At 74.2% G+C, this 16,327-nt stretch carries 17 protein-coding genes; 14 read left to right on the top strand and 3 right to left on the bottom strand.

Features of this window, described 5'->3' with window-relative positions:
* Positions 1 to 85 precede the first annotated feature (85 nt).
* The 6 genes from ASF50_RS05930 to ASF50_RS19425 all read left to right on the top strand — a co-directional run bounded on the left by ASF50_RS05930 (position 86) and on the right by ASF50_RS19425 (position 3,822).
* On the top strand, positions 86 to 2,125 hold the full coding sequence (locus ASF50_RS05930; protein WP_056903767.1) for an ATP-dependent DNA helicase UvrD2: 2,040 nt from the start codon (positions 86 to 88) through the stop codon (positions 2,123 to 2,125).
* 213 nt (positions 2,126 to 2,338) lie between these two features.
* Positions 2,339 to 2,575: a hypothetical protein gene (locus tag ASF50_RS05935; RefSeq protein WP_056903768.1), complete on the top strand. Its 237-nt coding sequence runs from the start codon at positions 2,339 to 2,341 to the stop codon at positions 2,573 to 2,575.
* 146 nt (positions 2,576 to 2,721) lie between these two features.
* A complete protein-coding gene (locus tag ASF50_RS05940) occupies positions 2,722 to 3,042 on the top strand; it encodes a WhiB family transcriptional regulator (protein WP_056864012.1) in 321 nt (106 codons plus the stop codon).
* A gap of 72 nt (positions 3,043 to 3,114) precedes the next feature.
* Positions 3,115 to 3,279: a hypothetical protein gene (locus tag ASF50_RS19420; protein ID WP_165699037.1), complete on the top strand. Its 165-nt coding sequence runs from the start codon at positions 3,115 to 3,117 to the stop codon at positions 3,277 to 3,279.
* 32 nt (positions 3,280 to 3,311) lie between these two features.
* Positions 3,312 to 3,575, top strand: a complete 264-nt coding sequence (locus ASF50_RS05945; protein ID WP_056864013.1) for a hypothetical protein — start codon at positions 3,312 to 3,314, stop codon at positions 3,573 to 3,575.
* An 82-nt stretch (positions 3,576 to 3,657) separates the two neighbouring features.
* Complete coding sequence (locus tag ASF50_RS19425) at positions 3,658 to 3,822, top strand: hypothetical protein (protein WP_165699038.1); 165 nt, start codon at positions 3,658 to 3,660, stop codon at positions 3,820 to 3,822.
* 1,082 nt (positions 3,823 to 4,904) lie between these two features.
* Here the strand turns inward: ASF50_RS19425 and ASF50_RS05950 are convergent.
* A complete protein-coding gene (locus ASF50_RS05950; protein ID WP_056903769.1) occupies positions 4,905 to 5,861 on the bottom strand; it encodes a TOMM precursor leader peptide-binding protein in 957 nt (318 codons plus the stop codon).
* 85 nt (positions 5,862 to 5,946) lie between these two features.
* Here ASF50_RS05950 and ASF50_RS05955 point away from each other — a divergent pair, with 85 nt between their 5' ends.
* From ASF50_RS05955 to ASF50_RS05965, 3 genes are read left to right on the top strand one after another with little or no spacing between them, the layout of a single operon-like run.
* Positions 5,947 to 6,762: an enoyl-CoA hydratase/isomerase family protein gene (locus tag ASF50_RS05955; protein ID WP_056864599.1), complete on the top strand. Its 816-nt coding sequence runs from the start codon at positions 5,947 to 5,949 to the stop codon at positions 6,760 to 6,762.
* A gap of 2 nt (positions 6,763 to 6,764) precedes the next feature.
* Positions 6,765 to 7,820 (top strand): PHP domain-containing protein, encoded by a 1,056-nt coding sequence (locus ASF50_RS05960; RefSeq protein WP_056903770.1) that lies wholly within the window; start codon positions 6,765 to 6,767, stop codon positions 7,818 to 7,820.
* 10 nt (positions 7,821 to 7,830) lie between these two features.
* Positions 7,831 to 8,403, top strand: a complete 573-nt coding sequence (locus ASF50_RS05965) for a M48 family metallopeptidase (protein ID WP_056864016.1) — start codon at positions 7,831 to 7,833, stop codon at positions 8,401 to 8,403.
* On the opposite strand, the gene ASF50_RS05970 is transcribed toward ASF50_RS05965, so the two are convergent.
* Positions 8,331 to 8,963: an NUDIX hydrolase gene (locus ASF50_RS05970; protein ID WP_082502797.1), complete on the bottom strand. Its 633-nt coding sequence runs from the start codon at positions 8,961 to 8,963 to the stop codon at positions 8,331 to 8,333. The genes ASF50_RS05965 and ASF50_RS05970 overlap by 73 nt on opposite strands.
* Positions 8,960 to 10,480, bottom strand: coding sequence for a zinc-dependent metalloprotease (locus ASF50_RS05975; protein ID WP_082502799.1), 1,521 nt, complete (start codon positions 10,478 to 10,480; stop codon positions 8,960 to 8,962). The genes ASF50_RS05970 and ASF50_RS05975 overlap by 4 nt, the downstream gene beginning before the upstream one ends.
* Positions 10,481 to 10,547: 67 nt before the next feature.
* Here ASF50_RS05975 and ASF50_RS05980 point away from each other — a divergent pair, with 67 nt between their 5' ends.
* The 5 genes from ASF50_RS05980 to ASF50_RS06000 all read left to right on the top strand — a co-directional run bounded on the left by ASF50_RS05980 (position 10,548) and on the right by ASF50_RS06000 (position 16,287).
* Complete coding sequence (locus tag ASF50_RS05980) at positions 10,548 to 10,976, top strand: molybdenum cofactor biosynthesis protein MoaE (RefSeq protein ID WP_056864017.1); 429 nt, start codon at positions 10,548 to 10,550, stop codon at positions 10,974 to 10,976.
* An 82-nt stretch (positions 10,977 to 11,058) separates the two neighbouring features.
* Positions 11,059 to 11,331 (top strand): hypothetical protein, encoded by a 273-nt coding sequence (locus tag ASF50_RS05985; protein ID WP_056864018.1) that lies wholly within the window; start codon positions 11,059 to 11,061, stop codon positions 11,329 to 11,331.
* A 93-nt stretch (positions 11,332 to 11,424) separates the two neighbouring features.
* Positions 11,425 to 12,498: a PDZ domain-containing protein gene (locus tag ASF50_RS05990; protein ID WP_056903771.1), complete on the top strand. Its 1,074-nt coding sequence runs from the start codon at positions 11,425 to 11,427 to the stop codon at positions 12,496 to 12,498.
* Complete coding sequence (locus tag ASF50_RS05995) at positions 12,488 to 13,231, top strand: PPA1309 family protein (protein WP_200920037.1); 744 nt, start codon at positions 12,488 to 12,490, stop codon at positions 13,229 to 13,231. The genes ASF50_RS05990 and ASF50_RS05995 overlap by 11 nt, the downstream gene beginning before the upstream one ends.
* Positions 13,228 to 16,287 (top strand): UPF0182 family protein, encoded by a 3,060-nt coding sequence (locus tag ASF50_RS06000; protein WP_056903772.1) that lies wholly within the window; start codon positions 13,228 to 13,230, stop codon positions 16,285 to 16,287. Before ASF50_RS05995 ends, ASF50_RS06000 begins: the two co-directional genes overlap by 4 nt.
* The last annotated feature ends 40 nt before the right edge of the window (positions 16,288 to 16,327 follow it).

Raw genomic sequence — 16,327 nt, forward strand, 5'->3', positions numbered from 1 at the left:
TCCGACATCTAGGGTGGTCACGACGCCCGAGGCGGGCGTCGTCGTACCTGTCGTCAACCAGCCTGCCCCAGGAGTTGTTCCCCTCGTGACCCGCCCCGCCGACCTCCTCGACGCCCTCGATCCCGAGCAGCGCCAGGTCGCCGAGACGCTGCGCGGACCGGTGCGCGTCCTCGCCGGCGCGGGCACCGGCAAGACCCGGGCCATCACCCACCGCATCGCCCACGGCGTGGCCTCGGGGGTCTACGTGCCCACCGAGGTCCTGGCGGTCACCTTCACCACCCGCGCGGCGGGGGAGATGCGCCAGCGGCTGCGGGTGCTGGGCGCCGGGGGAGTCCAGGCGCGCACCTTCCACGCCGCCGCGCTGCGCCAGCTCCGCTACTTCTGGCCCCAGGTCCAGGGCACCGAGCTCCCGAGGCTCACGGAGTCGAAGATCCCCCTGCTCGCGGGCGCCGCGCGACGCCACCGCATCAACGCCGACCAGGCGCTGCTGCGCGACCTGGCCTCGGAGGTGGAGTGGGCCAAGGTGAGCAACGTCCACCCCGACGACTACGCCCGGGTCGCCACCCAGCGCGGCCGCACGGTGACCGGCCACGACGCCGAGACCGTGGGACGGATCTTCTCCAGCTACGAGGAGGTCAAGCGCGGGCAGGGCCGCATGGACATGGAGGACATCCTGCTGCTCACGGCCGGGCTGCTCGCCGAGGACGAGCGGGTCGCGGCCCAGGTGCGCCGGCAGTACAAGTGGTTCGTCGTCGACGAGTTCCAGGACGTCTCGCCGCTGCAGTCGGCCCTGCTCGACCTGTGGCTCGGCGGTCGCGACGAGCTGTGCGTGGTCGGCGACCCCGCCCAGACCATCTACTCCTTCGCCGGCGCCGACGCGCGCTACCTGCGCGAGTTCCCCCAGCGCCACCCCGGCACGACGTCGGTGGAGCTGGTGCGCAACTACCGCTCCACGCCGCAGGTCGTGGGCGCGGCCAACACCCTGCTGGCCGGGTCGGGCAGCGAGGGCGTCTCGCTGCAGGCCCAGCGCCCGGGCGGCGCCGCCGTGCGCTACGCCCCCCACCCCGACGAGGTCGCCGAGGCCGAGGCCACCGCCGCCCGCATCCTCGCCCTGCGCGAGAGCGGCCACCCGATGTCGGAGGTCGCGGTGCTCTTCCGCATCAACGCGCAGTCCGAGGCCTACGAGGAGGCGCTCTCGGCGCGCTCCATCCCCTACGTCGTGCGCGGCGCGGCACGGTTCTTCGACCGCCCCGAGGTGCGCGAGGCCGTCACCCGGCTTCGCGGCACCGCCCGCTCCAGCGCCGAGGTCACCGACCCCGACGAGATCGTCGAGGTCGTGCGGGCCACGCTGGCCGCGATGGGCTGGACCGACCAGCCGCCCACCGCCCGCGGGCAGACCCGCGACCGGTGGGAGTCGTGGCAGGCCCTCGTCGACCAGGCCGCCGAGCACGCCGGCCAGCCCGGCGCCTCCCTCGGGGCCTTCGTCGACGACCTCGACCGCCGTGCGGCCGAGCAGCACGCGCCGGTGGCCGACGGGGTCACGCTGGCCACCTTCCACGCCGCCAAGGGCCTGGAGTGGGACGCCGTCTTCCTGTGCGGCCTGCAGGACGGCACGATGCCGATCACCTACGCCGAGACCCCCGAGGCGGTCGAGGAGGAGCGCCGCCTGCTCTACGTCGGCATGACGCGCGCCCGCGCGGAGCTGAGCCTGTCGTGGTCGCTGGCCCGCAACCCCGGCGGCCGGGCCTCGCGCAAGCCCTCGCGCTTCCTCGACCCGCTCCTGCCCGACCAGTCGCGCCCGACCGGCGGGCCCGGCCGCGCCCGCAAGGCGATGACGTGCCGCGAGTGCGGCCAGCCGCTGTCGACCGCGGCGGAGAAGAAGACCGGGCGCTGCGTCGACTGCCCCGCCTCCTACGACGAGGCGCTCTACGAGCGGCTGCGCGACTGGCGTCGCGAGCGGGCGGGGGAGGAGAGCGTGCCGGCCTTCGTGGTCTTCAGCGACGCCACCCTGCAGCTGGTCGCCGAGCTGCGCCCGAGCACCCCCGAGGCGCTGCTGCGCATCAGCGGGATCGGTCGGTCCAAGGTGGAGAAGTACGGCGAGGACGTGCTCGCCCTGCTCTCCTGACCCGCCCCGCGCGGCCCCTCTGCAGCCCCTCGGCAGCCCCCTCGTGGGCGCCCCCGCAGCCCTGATCAGCGGGCCGCGGAAGAAAACCTGGAAATAGTCATAAAATGGTTTGCTCCTTACAGGAGCAGCCCGGTAGTTTCCTCACCACACGACCAGCAGCGCACCACGGCCCTGACGAAGCCGGCGCACGACGCACCGAAGGAGGTGGCCCCGATGGCCAGCACCAAGCTCTGGATGACGGCTCAGACCCCGTCCCGCTCCACCCTGCCCGTCTGCGGCCGCACGATCGCCTTCACCGCGTCGACCCAGGGGACCACTGTGTCCTCCGCCGCCGTGTCCTCCGCCGTCGTGTCCGTCGCCGCCGAGCGCCAGGGCGTCGTCGCGGGCGATCTGGCCTTCGGCCACGCCTTCATCCCGGGTGTCCTCGCCTGGAGTCCACCGACCTGTTGATCCTCGACAGCTCGGCAGCCTCCAGGCCGCGGAACCCGTAACCCGGGATCCGCGGCCTTTTGCATTCCCCCAGGACCCCGGGAACCCCGGGCCCCACGAACCCCCGCACCACCCAGCGACCGGTCAAGGACAAGGAGGTGACACACATGACCATCAGCGACCTCCACCGCCACGAGACGGTCGAGCCCACCCTCGGTCTGCTGCACGACCGCGCCGTCGACGTCGACGACGCACTCATGCCGTGCCGCACGAACAACCCCGAGCTCTGGTTCGCCGAGACCCCCCAGGACGTCGAGCACGCCAAGGCCCTCTGCGGCAGCTGCCCCGTCAGGCACCTCTGCCTCGACGGTGCGCTGCAGCGGCGCGAGCCCTGGGGCGTCTGGGGCGGCGAGCTCTTCCTCCAGGGCGTCGTCATCCCCCGCAAGCGGCCACGCGGCCGTCCTCGCAAGAGCGAGGTGGCGGCCTGACCGCCGCCGGCACCGTCCTGCTCCACCCCGTCCGCACGACCCGGCACCACCCGAGACCCGAAGGATCCCGTGATGTACCCGCTCAACGACCACCTGGCCCGAGCCCAGGTCACCTCCCGCCTCGACGAGGCGCAGCGTCAGCGCCGCGGCCACGAGCTGGCCCGGGTGCACCGTCGCAGCCGGCGAGCCGAGCGCGCCGTCCAGCAGGCCCGCACCGCCCTCGCCCGCGCGCTCTGAGCGCACCGACCCGACCAGGAGGCACCACGACCATGACCACCCCGACCACGACCCGGCTCGACGCCGCGATCCGCGCAGGCAGCCACGCCGACCCCCGCACCGACACCCACAGCGACCCGAACCGGAGCACCACGATGAATCTCATGCACGAAGAACTGGCACGCATACAAATGTCCGAGCGCCTGGGAGAGGCGCACACCCGCCGCGACCAGCGCCTGGCCAAGGCCAAGCGGCTGGCCCGCCGCTCCGAGGCGGCCGCCCAGCAGGCGCGCCTCGCCCTCGCCCGCGCGCTCTGAGCGCACGCGGCACACCGACCCGAGCCGGGCACGACCTCGTCGTGCCCGGCTCGGGCGCGTGCGACAGGTCTAGGGTCGGGGGATGAGCACCACCTGCGACCTGTGCGGCACCGTCGAGGACGACCCGCAGCGGCTGCTGGCCTGGACGGTGTCGTTCGAGCGCGGACGCCGCCAGGACCTCTGCGTGACCTGCGCGCGTCGCCACCTGCGCGCCCTGGAGGGCAAGCTCGACTCCGAGCACTGGTAGACGCCCCGGCCGGGCGCGGGCCCGGACGGTCCTCGGGATCGTCACGTCGTGCCCCGTCGGTGCTCGAGTGGTCGGTGGAGGTCTCGGGCACCCCGCCTCGGACGGTCGACCCCCGCGAGCGCTGCCGCCACGCGGGGCTGAGTCCCGTCGCCGGCCGGCCGGCCGGCCTGAGAAGTGGCGGGATAGGACCGGTCGAAGCCGCCAGCGCCGGATCCCGCCAGGCGGGGCTGTGTCCCGTCGCCGGCCGGCCCGAGAAGTGGCGGGAAACGACCGGTCGAGGGCGCCTGGAGGTGTCGTCTCCCGCCACTTCGCGCACGTTCGGTCACCGCGAGCGCCGGCCCCGCCGCGCGGAGCTGTGTCTCGTCGCCGGCCGGCCCGAGAAGTGGCGGGAAACGACCGGTCGAGGGCGCCGGGAGTGTCGTCTCCCGCCACTTACGGCACGTTCGGTCACCGCGAGCGCCGCCAGCGCCGGCCCCGCCAAGCGGGGCTGTGTCCCGTCGCCGGCCGGCCGGCCTGAGAAGTGGCGGGAAACGACCGGTCGAGGGCGCCCGGAGGTGTCGGCTCCCGCCACTTGCCGCACATTCGGTCACCGCCAGCGCCGCCAGCGCCGGCCCCGCGCGGGGCTGGGTCACGTCGCCGGCCGGCCGGTCCGGGAAGTGGCGGGATACGACGGGTCGAGGGCGCCTGGAGGTGTCGTCTCCCGCCATTTGTCGCACGTTCGGTGGCCCGAGAAGTGGCGGGAWACGACCGGTCGAGGGCGCCTGGAGGTGTCGTCTCCCGCCAYTTSKCGCACGTTCGGTCACCGYGAGCRCCGCCAGCGCCGGATCCCGCCRGGCGGGGCCTGTGTSCCGTCGCCGGCCCGCTGACCCGGGAAGTGGCGGGATACGACGGGTCGAGGGCGCCTGGAGGTGTCGTCTTCCGCCACTTGCCGCACGCTCGGTCACTGCGGGCGCCGCCAGCACCGGCCCCGCCACGCGGGGCTGCCCCCGGTCGCCGGCCGGCTGGCCCGGGAAGTGGCGGGATACGACGGGTCGAGGGCCGCCGACGGTGCCGTCCCCCGCCACTCACCGACGCCGTCCCGCTCAGCCCACCTGCGCGCCGTCCCAGGAGCAGCCGCACCGCGGGTGCCGCAGCCAGCGCCGGCTCCGGCACGAGAGCAGCTCGTCGACCTCGACCGTGGTCGACCACGTCGACGGGGTGCCGCCGTCGAGGTAGGTGACGACGTCGCGCACGGCCCACGACACCGCGAGGTGCAGCAGGGCCGGGTCGAGCGGGGCGACCGGTGCCGGCGCGGCGGCGACCTGCTCGAGCACGAGCCCGCGCCGGGGGTCGTGCTCGGCCCGGGCGGCGTCGACGCACCGCAGGCAGGCGGTGACCCCCGGCTCCACGAAGGGGCCGACGACGACGCCGTCGGGGCCACCGACGACGAGCAGGTGCGGCTGCGCCTCCTGCAGGAAGGGGTCGAGACCGGCCCGGGCCGGGGGGCCCGCGCTGAGGCGGAGCACGACGTCGGGCCTGGTCGCCGGGGCTCGCGCGGCGTCCGCCCGTCGGGCCCGGCCCCCGCCGGCTCCCCGGGCCTCACCGGGGTCGGCGACCCCCGCCCCCGCCTCGCGCAGCAGTCGCACGGCGAGGTCGGTGGCCGCCACCGGCACGGTGTCACCGCCCTCGACCGCCACCACGGCCTCCGAGCGCCGCTGCAGCAGCAGCGCCGCGGCGTCGCCGTAGGCCGCGAACGCCGCGGCCACGGCCCCGGGAGCCGCGGTGCCGGCGCCGGCTGCGTCGAGCAGGTCGGCGTCGACGACCAGGCCGGCCCCGACCAGGGCGGTCAGCGCGCGCACGCCCTCGGGCGTCGTGGGAGTCGGCGGGGTGCGGTCGCGCAGGGCGGCGAGGAGCCGGCGTACGTCGGGGTGGTCGGGGAGCACGACGCGCCGTGGCTCGTCGAGACCGACCTGGAGGCGGCCGGCCTCACGGGTCGCGACGACCAGGCCGGGCAGGAGCGTGGACCGGGCGGCCGGGGGAGACGTCGTGTGGGAGGGCACGTGGCGCTCCTACCCCGCTCGGCCCGGTCGGCCGGCGGTCGTCCACAGGCTCCGCGCGGGCGGGTCGGCCGCTATGTTCGGGGCCATGACCGACCTCACCTCGGACCAGCCCACGACCTACGAGCACCTGCGCGTGGAGCGCCCGCGCGAGGGCGTCGCCCTGCTGGTGCTCGACAACCCCGAGCAGCGCAACGCCATGACCGAGGAGATGACGGCCTCGTGGGTGCGCGCGGTCGACGACCTGGCCGGCGACGCGTCGCTGCGCGCGGTGGTCGTCACGGGGGAGGGCTCGGCCTTCACCTCCGGCGGGGTCACCAGCTGGCTGGCCAGCGAGCCGGAGGCCGGCGTCGACCGCCACCGCACCCGGATGATGGCCTTCTACCGCGCCTGGCTCTCGATCCGGCGCCTCGAGGTGCCCACCTTCGCCGCGGTCAACGGCCCGGCCATCGGTGCCGGGCTCTGCCTGGCCCTGGCCTGCGACGTGCGGTGGGCCGCGCGCGGGGCGCGGATGGGCGTGCCCTTCCTCAAGCTCGGTCTGCACCCGGGCATGGCCGGCACCTGGCTGCTGCCCGACGTCGTCGGTCCGGCCGCTGCTCGCGACCTCTTCCTCACCGGGCGCCTGGTCGAGGGCGACGAGGCGCTGCGACTCGGCCTGGTCTCGCGGGTGGTGGAGCAGGAGACGTTCCTGGAGCAGGTGCTGGACGCCGCGGCCGGCGTGGCGGCCTCCGCCCCCGTGGCCGCGCGGCTGACCACCCTGGCCCTGCGCGGCGGCCACGCCGACCTCGAGCACGCCCTGCAGTGGGAGGCGCTGGCCCAGCCGGTCACCATGGCCACCGAGGACCTCCAGGAGGGCATCCGCGCCGTCCAGGAGAAGCGGCGCCCGCACTTCCAGGGTCGCTGAGCATGGCCGAGGACGGGGCCTACACGGACGGCCCGGTCGCGGCACTGCGCCGCATCGCCTTCCTGCTCGAGCGGGGCCGGGAGGACACCAACAAGGTCAAGGCCTACCGCGGGGCCGTGGCCACGCTGCTCACGATGGACGACGACGAGGTCGCCCGGGCCGTCGACGAGGGCACCCTCACCGACCTGCCCGGCATCGGCTCCAGCACCGCCGCGGTGGTCTCCGACGCCGTGCGCGGGATCCGGCCGGAGCGGCTGGCGCGGCTGGAGGCCGAGCACGCGGGTCCGCTGGCGACGGGCGGGCAGGAGCTGCGCGCGCTGCTGCGCGGTGACCTGCACTCCCACTCCGACTGGTCCGACGGCGGCTCGCCGATCGAGGAGATGGCCTTCACCGCCATCGAGCTGGGCCACGAGTACCAGGTCCTGACCGACCACTCGCCACGGCTGAAGGTGGCCCGCGGCCTCAGCGCCGAGCGGCTGGCCCGCCAGCTCGACGTGGTCGACGCGGTCAACGACCACCTCGGGGGACCCGCCGGCGGCTTCACGCTGCTCAAGGGCATCGAGGTCGACATCCTCGACGACGGCTCGCTCGACCAGACCGACGCGATGCTGGCGCGGCTCGACGTACGCGTGGCCAGCGTGCACTCCAAGCTGGCCATGGACGGCGACGCGATGACCCGCCGCATGGTGGCGGCGGTCGGTCAGCGCTGGACCAACGTGCTCGGCCACTGCACCGGCCGGCTGGTGACCGGCGGGCGGGGGACCCGCAAGGAGTCGCAGTTCGACGCCCGGGCGGTCTTCGAGGCCTGCGCCGAGCACGACGTCGCGGTCGAGATCAACTCCCGCCCGGAGCGCCGCGACCCGCCGACCCGGCTGCTGGAGCTGGCCCGCGACATCGGCTGCCTCTTCTCCATCGACAGCGACGCCCACGCCCCTGGCCAGCTCGACTTCCTCGACCACGGCGCCGAGCGCGCCGAGGCCGCGGGGATCGACCCCGAGCGGATCGTGACGACCTGGCCCCGGGAGCGCCTCCTCGCCTGGGCGGGCGCCAAGGCTTAACTTGTCGTCCATGTCACCGCCGCCGACGAGCGACCCCGCGGGCTCGCGGGCGCGCCCCGACGTGGAGGTACGCCGCTCGACGCGGCGCCGGCGCACGGTCTCGGCCTACCGCGACGGCGACCGGATCGTCGTGCTCGTGCCCGACACCCTCTCGCCCAGCGAGGAGGCCGAGTGGGTGGAGACCATGCTGGCCCGCCTCGAGCGCGCCGAGCGCCGCCGCCTGCCCAGCGACGAGGAGCTGCGGACCCGGGCGGTGTCGCTCAACGACCGCTACCTCGGCGGCATGGCCGTGCCCGACACGGTGCGGTGGGTGGAGAACCAGAGCTCGCGCTGGGGCTCCTGCACGCCGGGCGACCGCTCGATCCGGCTCTCGGCGCGGCTGCAGGGGATGCCGGCGTGGGTCATCGACTACGTGCTGGTCCACGAGCTGGCCCACCTGCTGGAGCCCGGCCACGACGCCCGCTTCTGGGCGTGGGTCGACCGCTACCCCCAGGCCGAGCGGGCCAAGGGCTACCTGCTGGGCTGGTCGGCCGCGGCGCGGGTCGAGCCGCCCGCCGACGGCAGCGCCGACGGCGTCGACTGACCCGCCCGGTGCAGGGCGCGGGCCACGAGGGCCGCGATGTCGGGGTCCGGTCGCCCGTCGGGGCCCGACGGCAGCGCGTCGACCGGCCACCAGCGCAGGTCGAGCGACTCCTCGCTGACCGCGACCTGCGCGCCGGGGGCGGCCACGGCGACGAAGCGCACGTCGAGGTGGTGCACGAGCACCCCGTCGCGCGGGCCGCAGAACGGCACGGGGTGCTCGCTCAGCTCCACCGGCACCGGGTCGAGGGGCAGGTCGCCCAGCCCCGACTCCTCGGTGGCCTCGCGCCGCGCGGCGCCGGCCAGCGTGGTGTCACCGGGCTCGCAGTGGCCGCCGAGCTGGAACCACTCCTGGGCCTTGGCGTGCAGCGTGAGCAGCACGTGGGCGCGGTCGTGGTCGAGCACGAGCGTGCTGGCCGTGAGGTGGTCGGGCCGGCAGCCGCGCTCCAGACCGTCCGGGTGGGCGCGCAGGTGGGCGACGTAGCGCACCCGCAGCGCCTCCTGGGCGGCGTCGGGCGCCGCCCAGGCCTCGAGGGCCGCGAGCGCGTCGGCGTGCAGGCTCACGCCGGGGTCGGGCCCTCACCGGGCTGGTCATCGGGCTGGTCACCGGGCTGGTCACCGGGCTGGTCACCGTCCGGCAGGTCGCCGTCGAGGAGCTTGGCCAGCTCGGCGTCGAAGTCCGACTCGCTGATCTCGGCCGGGGCGGCGGCGTCCTCGCGGAAGCCCAGCGGGTCGTCGAGGTCGGCGGCGCTGGGCAGCAGGTCGGGGTGCATCCACACCCCGTCGCGGGCCTCGGTGCCCTGACGCGTGCGCAGCGAGCCCCACAGGGTCGAGGCGTCGCGCAGCCGGCGCGGGCGCAGCTCGAGGCCGACCAGCGAGGCGAAGGTGTCCTCGGCCGGGCCGCCGGCCGCGCGGCGGCGGCGTACGGCCTCCTGCATCTTGGCCGCGGCGGGCATGCGCTCGGCGGTGGCCTGCCCGACGACCTCGTCGACCCAGCCCTCGACGAGGGCCAGCGTCGTCTCCAGGCGCAGCAGCGCGGCCTCCTGGGCGGGGGACTTGGGCATGTCGAAGAGCCCGCCCTCGAGCAGGCGCTGCATCGACTCGGGGTCGGTGGGGTCGACGCCGCGCATCTGCTCCTCGATGCGGCTCTGGATGGCCTCGGCGTTGATCTCGATGCCGCGGGCGTAGGCGGTGACGGCCCCGAGCAGGTGCTCGCGCAGCCACGGCACGTGGGCGAAGAGCCGCTGGTGGGCGGCCTCGCGCAGCGCGAGGTAGAGCAGGACGTCGTCGGTGCTGACGTCGAGGCCGGCGGCGAAGGCCTCCACGTTGGCCGGCACGAGGGCGGCGCGCCCGGCGGCGCCCAGGGGCAGGCCGACGTCGGAGGCGGTGAGCACCTCGGAGGCCAGCGCGCCCAGGCCGGAGCCGACCTGGCTGGCGAGCATGACGCCCACGGCCTTGCCGATGATGCCGAGGAGGGGGCCGGAGGCCGCGCGGGCCTCCTCGGGCAGGGCGGAGCCCAGCGAGTCGACGGTCTGCTTGGCGACCGGCTCGACGAGCACCTTCCACACGTCGACGGTGCCCACCAGCCACTCCGCGCGGCTCCAGGCGGCGGTCGAGGTGACGCCGGAGGGGAAGGCGGTGGTGTCGTCGAGCCAGTGGTCGGCCAGGCGCACGGCGTCGGCCACGGCGTCCTTCTGGCGCTGCGTGGGCGAGGGGTCGGGCTGCTGCGCGACGGCCTTGCGGGCGGTATCGAGGGCGACGTCCCAGTTCAGCGGGCCGTCGTAAGGCTGCATCATGGCCTGGATCTGGCCGAAGAGCTGGTTGAGGTCGGGCATGCCGCCGGGGCCGCCCATGCCGGGGAACCCGGGGAAGCCGCCGGCCCCGCCCGCACCGCCGCTCGCGCCGGAGCCGCCGGTGCCGAAGCCGAACCCGAAGCCGCCGGGCGTGGCGCCGCCGCCCCCGCCCATCCCGCCGAGCTGGTTGAAGAACTGCTCGAACGGCGTGCCCTTGAACGGGTTCTGACCGCCGTCGTCGGGGCCGTTCCCGGAGTCGTTCGGGGTGTCGCCGGAGTCGTTGCTCATGGCCCCACGGTACGCCGTGAGCCCCAACCCGCCGGCGGTGAGTGGGACAGTGAGTAGGGTCGCGCCCATGGCTCATCCCGCCGTCCGCCTGGCCGCCCTGCGCGAGGACCCGCTCGACGTCACCGAGGTGCTCGACGCCCTCGACGACCCGACCTCGGGGGGCCTGACCCTCTTCGTGGGCCGCGTGCGCGACCACGACCACGGCGCGGGTGTCGTGGGACTCGACTACAGCGCCCACCCCACCGCCCTGGCGCGGCTCGAGGCGGTCTGCGAGCAGGTCGCCGCCGACCACGACGTCCAGGCCGTGGCGGCGGTGCACCGCACCGGGTCGCTGGCCATCGGCGACATCGCCGTCGTCGTGGCCACGGTCGCCGCCCACCGCGGTGACGCCTTCACGGCCTCGCGGGCGCTGATCGACACGCTGAAGGCGGAGGTGCCGATCTGGAAGCACCAGCGCTTCGTCGACGGCACCGACGAGTGGGTCGGCACCCCCTGAGCGGTGCCCGGGCGACCACTGCCCGAGCCGGCGCCCGGCGTTTCGGCGCCGCCGCGGCCCGCGGGCGACCTACCCTGCACAGGTGGAGATCCTGCTCTGGCTGGCGCCTGCCGCCGTCGTCGCCGTCCTGGCCATGGCCTGGGTCGGCTGGGTGGGTCGCGAGCCGCGTGAGCAGGTCGACCGCGAGGCCGCCCTCGAGCGCATGGCCGGCGCGCTGGCCCGGCCCGACCGCGCCGGCTACGCCGCCCCCGCCCCCGAGCGCGACCGGAGCACCGGCATCGCCGTGCGCCCCTCGCGCGCGCCCCGCGGGCCCGCGGCCTCGCAGCGCCCCGGCGAGTCGCGCCGGGCGTCCTGACCCGAGCGCCCGACCGACCGGGCGGTCCGCCCTGGCTCGCGGCACGCGAGCCGGTGGACGGGACGGTTGGTGACCAATGAGACAGTTGGCGCCATGACCCAGCGCTCCATCGCCGCGCTCATCGCCGCGCCGCTGGTCCTCGCGCTGTTCCTCGTGACCTCGCTGGTGCGGCTGCCCTTCGGCACCTACGCCCCCGGCACCACCGTCGACGTGCTCGCCCAGCCCGAGGGCAACGAGACGATCCAGGTGCGCGGCGCCAAGACCTACCGCGACACCGGCCAGCTGCGCATGACCACCGTCTCGGTCTCGGCCGCGGCACCTCCCGGCCAGACCGGCGGGTCGAGCCTCTTCACGCTGCTGCGGGCCTGGGCCGACCCCGAGGACGCCGTCTACCCCTACGACTTCATCCACCCCGACGACGAGAGCGCCGAGGAGGACCAGCAGCAGGGCGCCATCTCGATGGTGACCTCCCAGGACGTCGCCACCGCCGTGGCCCTGGAGAAGCTCGGCTACGACGTCGAGCGCGCCGTGAAGGTCTACTTCGTCGACGAGGGCACCCCCGCCGAGGGCGTGCTCGAGCCGCTCGACATCATCCGCAGCGTCGGCGGGGAGCCGGTGCGCACCCCGCGTCAGCTCGTCGCGGCCGTCTCCGGCGCCGAGGCCGGCGAGCCGCTCGCCGTCGTCATCGAGCGCGACGGTCGGCGCCGCGAGGTGAGCATCACCCCGGAGGAGGTCGAGGGCCAGCCCCGCATCGGCGTCGTGCCCGGCGAGGGCTACCGCTTCCCCTTCGAGGTCTCGGTGGCCATCGACCCCAAGATCGGTGGCCCCAGCGCCGGCCTGGTCTTCAGCCTGGGCATCTACGACACCCTCACCGAGGGCTCCCTGACCGGAGGGGAGGTCATCGCCGGCACCGGCACCGTCGCCCTCGACGGCTCGGTGGGCCCCATCGGCGGGATCCAGCAGAAGATCGCCGGCGCCGCCGACGACGGCGCCACCCTCTTCCTCGTGCCGCCGGACAACTGCGAGGAGGCCCTCGGCGCCGACGTCGACGGCATCCGGCTGCTGCGCGCCGACACCTTCGACTCCACCCTCGCGGCGATCCAGGACTGGGTCGAGGACCCCGACGCCGCCCTTCCCAGCTGTGAGGACGTGCCCGATGACGCCTGAGGACCCCCTTCCCGGCGACGACCTTCCCGGCGACGACCTTCCCGGTGGCGACCTTCCCGGCGACGACCTGCTCGACGACCTGAGCGACCTCGACGTCGACCCCGCGCTGGCCGCGGCCGTGCTGGAGATCGAGCAGCACGTCGCCACCAGCGGCTGGGACCAGCCGGCGCACCTCTTCGCCCTCGTCGACACCGGCCAGCTGGTCGAGCACGAGCCGGCGCTCGCCGCGGCCATGGGCCTCGACGCCTCCACCGAGCAGGGCTCGCTGACCGCGATCGAGCAGGACCAGCTGCGCCCCGACCAGCTGCTCGAGCAGGTGCTCGAGACCATCGTGTGGCCCGCCGACGTGGCCGGCTGCGCCGCGGTCGTCGAGCGCTTCGTGCTGCCGCCGGGCGCCGACGCCGACGTGCCGTCCGACCCCGACGCGGCGGCCGAGTTCGCCCGGACCCACCCGGAGCGCCAGGAGCTGCGGATCGCCGCGGGGGTGACCCGGCACGGGTCGGCGTACTGCGCGATGCGCTTCCGCAGCCACGACGACGACTCCAAGGTGGTCGGGGGAGCCGACCTCGTGCCCGCGCTCGTCGAGCTGCTGGCCGGCACGCTCCTCGAGGACCCCGGCGAACCGGGCGCCGACCCGGCCCCGGGCTCCGTCCCGGACGCGACCCACGACAGCAGCAGCGACACGAGTACCGACATGAGCAACGACCGCAGTGACGAGAGGGACCCACGGTGAGTGAGACGTACGACGAGGAGCAGCAGGGCTCCCCGCCGCCCAGGCCACGGAGTCGATCGCGCGCGCTGGTGATCACCGGCGCGGTGCTGGTGGTCGCGTTCTTCGCGCTGACCGCCTTCGCCAGCTTCTACACCGAGCGGCTGTGGTTCGGCTCGGTCGGCTACACCTCGGTGTTCACCACCGTGCTGTGGACCCGCGTCGGCATGTTCGCGGTCTTCGGGCTGCTCATGGCGCTCGTGGTCTGCGTCAACGTGGTGATCGCCTTCCGCACCCGCCCGCTCTTCGTGAGCATGCCCGACCAGAACGGCCTCGACCGCTACCGCGAGGCCGTCAACCCGATCCGGCGCTGGCTCGTGCTGGCCGTCGGCGCGGTGCTGCTGGTCTTCGCCGGCACCTCGGGCGCGGGGCAGTGGCGCACCTTCATGCTGTGGCGCAACGGCGGCGAGTTCGGCTACGACGACGAGCACTTCGGCCGCGACGCCGGCTTCTTCGTCTTCGACCTGCCGTGGCTGCACTACCTCGTCGACTTCGCGATGGCGACCTTCGTGGTCGCCCTGCTCGCCGCGGCGCTGACGCACTACCTCTACGGCGGTATCCGCCTGCAGGTGCCCAGCGAGCGCCTCACCGGCGCCGCCCAGGCCCAGCTCTCGGTGCTGCTCGGGCTCTTCGTGCTGGCCAAGGCGGGCGACTACTACCTCGACCGCTTCGACCTGGCCACCGACGCCGGCGGGCTGATCACCGGCATCACCTACACCGACGCCAACGCCGTGCTGCCGGCCAAGAACATCCTCATCGGCATCTCGGTGATCTGCGCGGTGCTGTTCTTCCTCAACGTGTGGCGCCGCACCTGGACGCTGCCGTCGGTGGGCATCGCGCTGCTCGCGCTGTCGGCGGTGCTGCTGGGCATCATCTGGCCCGGCATCGTCCAGCAGTTCCAGGTCAACCCCTCCGAGGCCGACCGCGAGGAGGAGTACATCCAGGCCAACATCGACGCCACGCGCACGGCGTACGACCTGGAGGACGTGCAGACCACCGAGTACCAGAGCACCGCCACCGCCGACGCGGGCAACTTCTCGCAGGTCGACGGTCAGGTCACCTCGGTGCCGCTCATCGACCCGCGGCTGGTGCGCGACACCTTCGAGCAGACCCAGCAGGGTCGCGCCTACTACTCGGTGGCGCCCGTGCTCGACGTCGACCGCTACGAGATCGACGGCGTCGACCGCGCGCTCGTGCTCGGCGTGCGCGAGCTCGACCAGTCCGGCATCCCGGCCGGCGACCGCAACTGGTCGAACCTCCACACCACCTACACCCACGGCAACGGCCTGATCGCCGCCTTCGCCAACCAGCGCACCGCCACCAACGCACCGGTCGCGGCCAGCGAGGACAACGACGGCGGCATCGTGTGGGCCGAGGGCAACCAGGCCGGCCAGGACACGCTGTCCAACCTCGGCGACGAGGGCTACGAGAGCCGGATCTACTTCGGCGAGCAGAGCCCCGACTACTCGGTGGTCGGCAAGGCCGACGCCGACGACGCCGACGTCGAGCTGGGCCTGGCCAACGACAGCGAGACCGACCAGCGCACCACCTACGACGGCGACGGCGGCGTCGACATCGGCAACACCTTCGACCAGCTGATGTTCGCGGTGAAGTACGGCGAGCCGAACTTCCTGCTCTCGGGCCGGGTCAACGAGAACTCCAAGGTGCTCTACGACCGCAACCCCAGCGAGCGGGTCCAGAAGGTCGCCCCCTGGCTGACCATCGACAGCGACGCCTACCCGGCGCTGATCGACGGTCGGGTGCAGTGGATCGTCGACGGCTACACGACCACCGACCGGTTCCCCGGTGCGGAGAAGGAGTCGTTCGCCACGATGATCGACGACTCGCTCCAGGACAACGTGGGCCTGCAGCCGATCCCCACCGACGAGATCAACTACATGCGCAACGCGGTCAAGGCCACCGTCGACGCCTACGACGGCACCGTGACGCTCTACGAGTGGGACACCGAGGACCCGATCCTGCGGGCCTGGGAGGGCGCCTTCCCGGGCACCGTCCAGCCCTACGACTCGATCTCCGAGGAGCTCATGGAGCACCTGCGCTACCCCGAGGACCTCTTCAAGGTCCAGCGCTACCAGTTCGCTCGTTACCACGTCACCGAGGCCAACGACTGGTATCAGGGCAACGACCGCTGGGAGGTGCCGGAGGACCCCAACTCGGCCTCGACCAGCCTGCAGCCGCCCTACCGGCTCTTCGCCAACCAGGACGGCAGCACCACCAGCGAGGGGGAGTGGTCGCTGACCTCGGTCTTCGTGCCCTTCGAGCGCAACAACCTCGCCTCCTTCATGTCGGTGGACTCCGACGCGACGTCGGACACCTACGGCCAGCTCAGCGTGCTGGAGCTGCAGGACCAGACGACGCCCGGACCCGGGCTCATCGCCAACGAGTTCGCCCAGGACGAGGGCGTGCGCGACGCGCTGCTGCCCTACTCCCAGGGCACCTCCGACCCGATCTTCGGCAACCTGCTCACGCTGCCGGTGGAGGACGGCCTGATCTACATCGAGCCGGTCTACGCCGTGCGCTCGGCGTCGAGCTCGGGCTACCCGATCCTGCAGTTCGTGCTGGTCTCCTACGGCGACGAGGTCGGCGTCGGACGCAGCCTCACCGACGCGCTCCAGGTCGCCCTCGGCGTCGACGACACCGAGCTGCCCGACCCGGTCGACCCCGGCGGCAACGGGGGCAACGGGGGCAACGGTGGCGGCAACGGCGGCGGGGAGGACCTCACCGTCGACCAGCAGATCGCCCAGCTGCTCGACCAGGCCCAGGAGGCCTTCGACGCCGCCGACGCTGCGCTGGCCGAGCAGGACCTCGCGGAGTACCAGGCGCAGAACCAGGAGGCCCAGGACCTCATCAGCCAGGCCATCACCCTGGCCGAGTCGCGCCCCGGCGGCGTGGGGGGCTCCGACAGCTCCGACGGCTCCGACGGGGGCGACACCGCGGGCGACGAGCCCTCGGCCGACGCCTCGGCGAGCCCGTCGGAGAGCGCCTCGCCGACCTCCTGACGGCAGCACCAGCAGCACCCGATCGGGGCCCGGACGACGT

The organism is Nocardioides sp. Leaf307 (assembly GCF_001423135.1).
Classification (GTDB): domain Bacteria; phylum Actinomycetota; class Actinomycetes; order Propionibacteriales; family Nocardioidaceae; genus Nocardioides; species Nocardioides kribbensis.